Raw genomic sequence first — 4,291 nt, 5'->3', positions numbered from 1 at the left:
GGCTCGCCGATCCTCTACTACGGCGACGAGATCGGCATGGGCGACAACATCTGGCTCGGCGACCGCGACGCCGTACGGACGCCGATGCAGTGGACGCCGGACCGCAACGCGGGCTTCTCGTCGTGTGATCCCGGGCGGCTGTACCTGCCCACGATCATGGACCCGGTCCACGGCTACCAGGTGACGAACGTCGAGGCCTCGATGGCCTCCCCGTCCTCCCTGCTGCACTGGACCCGCCGCATGATCGAGATCCGCAAGCAGAACCACGCCTTCGGCCTGGGGTCCTACACGGAACTGCCCTCCTCCAACCCGGCGGTGATCGCGTTCCTGCGGGAGTACGAGGACGACCTCGTGCTGTGCGTGAACAACTTCTCGCGGTTCGCGCAGCCGACGGAGCTGGACCTCAGCGCGTTCAACGGTCGGCACCCGGTCGAGCTGTTCGGCGGGGTGCGATTCCCGGCCGTCGGTGAGCTGCCGTATCTGCTGACGCTCGGCGGGCATGGGTTCTACTGGTTCCGATTGCGCAAGGAACACGTTGAGTAGTGCTACGGTTACTCCGTTCTGGTGATCAGAACCCGAGCCCGCCGGGCGGGTGACTCGGTCATCAACTGCGCGCGCTTGTCGTGCGAAACCGTTCCGAGCGATCGGAACGGACACGTCCCTGACTCGGGTGGCGTGAACGTCAATGGTTCCGGCTCCGCAACTCGCCGGTCGTGGCGCACAGCCACAATTGAGGGCAGGGCGGTTTTCACCGCCCTGCCCTGGGCACCCTTCACGCAACCCGACGCTCCTCCGCCACGCGCCGCGGAAAGGACGCTCACCATGTCGGAAGCCGTCACCCGTAACGCCACGACACATCCCGGCCTCCTTGCGTCACTGGACCCACTGCTGCGGGAGTGGCTGCCGCGGCAGCGCTGGTTCGCGGGGAAGGGGCGCCCGGTCACCGGGTTCTCCCTGGTGGCGGCCACCGAGCTGCTGCCGCCGACGGCGAAGCAGGGCGTGTACCACCTGCTGGTGCGCGCCCACCAGCCCCTCGCGCTGGGCAGCCCGCCGCATCCCGGTGACTGCTACCAGCTCCTCATAGGCGTGCGCGAGGCGCTGCCGCCCCGGCTGGCGCCCGCGCTGATCGGACACGTCGAGGACGGCCCGCTCGCCGGATACACGGCGTACGAGGCCCTGTACGACCCCCGGCCGGCCGAACTGCTCCTGGAGGCCCTGCGTACCCGGGCCCGCATCGGCGGGCTGCGCTTCGAACGGGACCCGCAGCAGGAGATCCGGGACGGTCTCGTGCCCCGGGTGATGACCGCCGAGCAGTCCAACTCGTCGATCGTCTACGGAGATACGTTCATCCTGAAGCTGTTGCGCCGGATCGTGCCCGGCACCAACCCCGACCTTGAACTGCCGCTGGCCCTCGCCCGTGAGGGCTGCCCCCGGGTGCCCGCGCCGACGGGATGGCTGCGGGCGGAGCTGGACGGGGAGTCGTACGTCCTCGGCGTCCTCCAGCCGTTCGTGCAGGGCGCTTCCGACGGCTGGGAACTCGCGCTGCGGGAGCTGGCCAAGGGCGAGGACTTCGGCGCGGAGGCTCGGTCGCTGGGGCGGGCCACCGCCGAGGTGCACACCGCGCTCGCCCGCGCGCTGCCCACGGTGACCCTCGGCCACACCCAGCTCCAACTGCTGGCCGACGGCATGATCGAGCGGCTGGAGGCGGCCGTGCAGGCGGTGCCCGCGCTCCGGCCGTACGCGCCCGGGCTGCACTCCGCGTTCACCGCGCTGGGCGACCTGGCCGCTCAGGGCCGTACCTGGACCGCGCAGCGCATCCACGGCGACCTGCACCTCGGCCAGTGCCTGCGCTCGCCGGCCGGCCAGTGGTCGCTGATCGACTTCGAGGGCGAGCCGTCGAAACCGCTCGCCGAACGCCGGATGCCGCAGCCGCCGGCCCGGGACATCGCGGGCATGCTCCGCTCCTTCGACTACGCGGCCCACTCCACCGACCTGCCGGTGCCGGGCTGGGCGGAGGCGTGCCGGGCCGCGTACTGCTCCGGGTACGCGGAGGTCAGCGGCGTCGATCCGCGGACCGACCCGGTGCTGCTGCGCGCCTATGAGACGGACAAGGCGATCTACGAGGTCGTCTACGAGGCCCGCCACCGTCCCGACTGGCTTCCGGTGCCGATGGCCGCCATCGAGGGCTACGTGACATCCGACCTGATCTGACCGACCAGACTTTCGCCCAGGAGGCTCCGCCAGTGACCCCCCGCACACCGTCCAGCGGTTCGGATCCGAAGAAGACGGCTGCGCAAGCCGCGAAGAGTGTGAAGAAGGCCGCGGAGAAGGCGACCGCGCCCAAGAAAGCGGTGAAGAAGGCGGCGGCGAAGACCACCGCCGAGAAGACGGTGACGAAGAAGACCACGGCGAAGAAGACGGCCCCGACCGCCAAGAAGGCCACCACGAAAAAGGCCGGCACGAAGAAGGCCACCGCGAAGAAGGCCACGACCAAGAAGGCCGCGGCCAAGAAGGTCACCGCCCCGATCCCCGCTCCGCGGCAGGAGGCGCCCGTCGTGGTCTCCCCGGCCGTGGACGCCGGTGACCGCGAGCGTCTGCTGGCCGGCACCCACCACGCCCCGCACTCGGTGCTCGGCGCCCACCCGGTGCCCGGCGGTGTCGCCTTCCGGGCGTTCCGGCCGTACGCGCTGTCCGTCACGGTCGTCGCCGGGGAGCTGCGAGCCGAACTGCACGACGACGGGGACGGCTTCTTCTCGGGCCTGCTGCCGCTGCCCGAGGTCCCGGCGTACCGGCTGCTCGTGGCGTACGAGGGGACGGTCCAGGACACCGAGGACGCGTACCGTTTCCTGCCCGCGCTGGGCGATCTCGACCTGCACCTGATCGGCGAGGGCCGGCACGAGCAGCTGTGGACGGCGCTCGGCGCCGAGCCGATGACCCACCAGGGCGTGACCGGCACCCGCTTCACGGTGTGGGCGCCGAACGCGCGGGGCGTGCGCGTGGCCGGCACCTTCAACTTCTGGGACGCGACCGCGTATCCGATGCGCTCGCTCGGCGGCACCGGCGTGTGGGAGCTGTTCCTGCCCGGCATCGGCGAGGGCGAGCTGTACAAGTTCGAGCTCACCCGGCCGGACGGCTCCAGGACCATGCGCGCCGACCCGCTGGCCCGCCGCACGGAGGTCCCGCCGAACACCTCGTCCATCGTGACCTCCTCGCACCACGAGTGGCACGACGAGGAGTGGCTGGGCAGGCGCACAGACACGCACGCGCACGAGGCGCCGTTCTCGGTCTACGAGGTCCATCTGCCGTCCTGGCGCCCCGGACTGACCTACCGCGAACTGGCCGAACAACTGCCCGCGTACGTCAAGGACCTGGGCTTCACCCACGTCGAGCTGATGCCGGTCGCCGAGCACCCCTTCGGTGGCTCCTGGGGCTACCAGGTCACCGGCTTCTACGCCCCGACCGCCCGCCTCGGCACCCCCGACGACTTCAAGTACCTGGTCGACGCGCTGCACCAGGCCGGCATCGGCGTACTGATGGACTGGGTGCCGGCGCACTTCCCGCGCGACGACTGGGCCCTGGCCGAGTTCGACGGCCGTCCCCTCTACGAGCACGAGGACCCGCTCCGGTCCGCCCACCCCGACTGGGGCACCCTGGAGTTCGACTACGGCCGCCGCGAGGTGCGCAACTTCCTGGTCGCCAACGCCATTTACTGGTGCGAGGAGTTCCACATCGACGGCCTGCGCGTGGACGCGGTCGCCTCGATGCTCTACCTCGACTACTCGCGCGAGCCGGGCCAGTGGACGCCCAACGAGCACGGCGGCCGGGAGAACCTGGACGCGGTGGCCTTCCTCCAGGAGATGAACGCCACGGTGTACCGGCGGGTGCCGGGGGTGGTGACGATCGCGGAGGAGTCCACGGCCTGGGACGGAGTGACCCGCCCGACCGACACCGGCGGCCTCGGCTTCGGGCTGAAGTGGAACATGGGCTGGATGCACGACTCGCTGGACTACGTGAGCCACGACCCGATCCACCGCAAGTACCACCACGGCGAGATGACCTTCTCCATGGTCTACGCCTACAGCGAGAACTACGTCCTGCCCATCTCCCACGACGAGGTCGTCCACGGCAAGCGGTCCCTGGTGTCGAAGATGCCCGGCGACTGGTGGCAGCAGCGGGCCAACCACCGCGCCTACCTCGGGTTCATGTGGTCCCATCCCGGCAAGCAACTCCTCTTCATGGGCCAGGAGTTCGCGCAGGGCGCCGAGTGGTCCGAGGCGCACGGCCCGGACTG

3 protein-coding genes are annotated in these 4,291 nt (G+C 70.4%); all 3 read left to right on the top strand.

Annotated elements, in window-relative coordinates:
- Positions 1–543 (top strand): alpha-glucosidase C-terminal domain-containing protein (locus AC5P09_RS51260; RefSeq protein WP_493880520.1); only part of this gene is annotated, 543 nt, incomplete at its 5' end.
- A 279-nt stretch (positions 544–822) separates the two neighbouring features.
- Positions 823–2,211 (top strand): maltokinase N-terminal cap-like domain-containing protein, encoded by a 1,389-nt coding sequence (locus AC5P09_RS51255; protein ID WP_493880519.1) that lies wholly within the window; start codon positions 823–825, stop codon positions 2,209–2,211.
- 32 nt (positions 2,212–2,243) lie between these two features.
- The coding region (glgB, locus tag AC5P09_RS51250) for a 1,4-alpha-glucan branching enzyme (protein ID WP_493880518.1) at positions 2,244–4,291 on the top strand (2,048 nt) is incomplete at its 3' end.

It is taken from the genome of Streptomyces sp. a15 (genome assembly GCF_059026085.1).
Note: the sequence above shows the minus strand (reverse complement) of the source record. Positions and strands in the feature narration are given on the sequence as shown.

Coding starts and splice junctions, on each gene's coding strand:
- AC5P09_RS51255 (WP_493880519.1), top strand. CDS start 823: ATGTCGGAAGCCGTCACCCGTAACGCCACGACACATCCCGGCCTCCTT.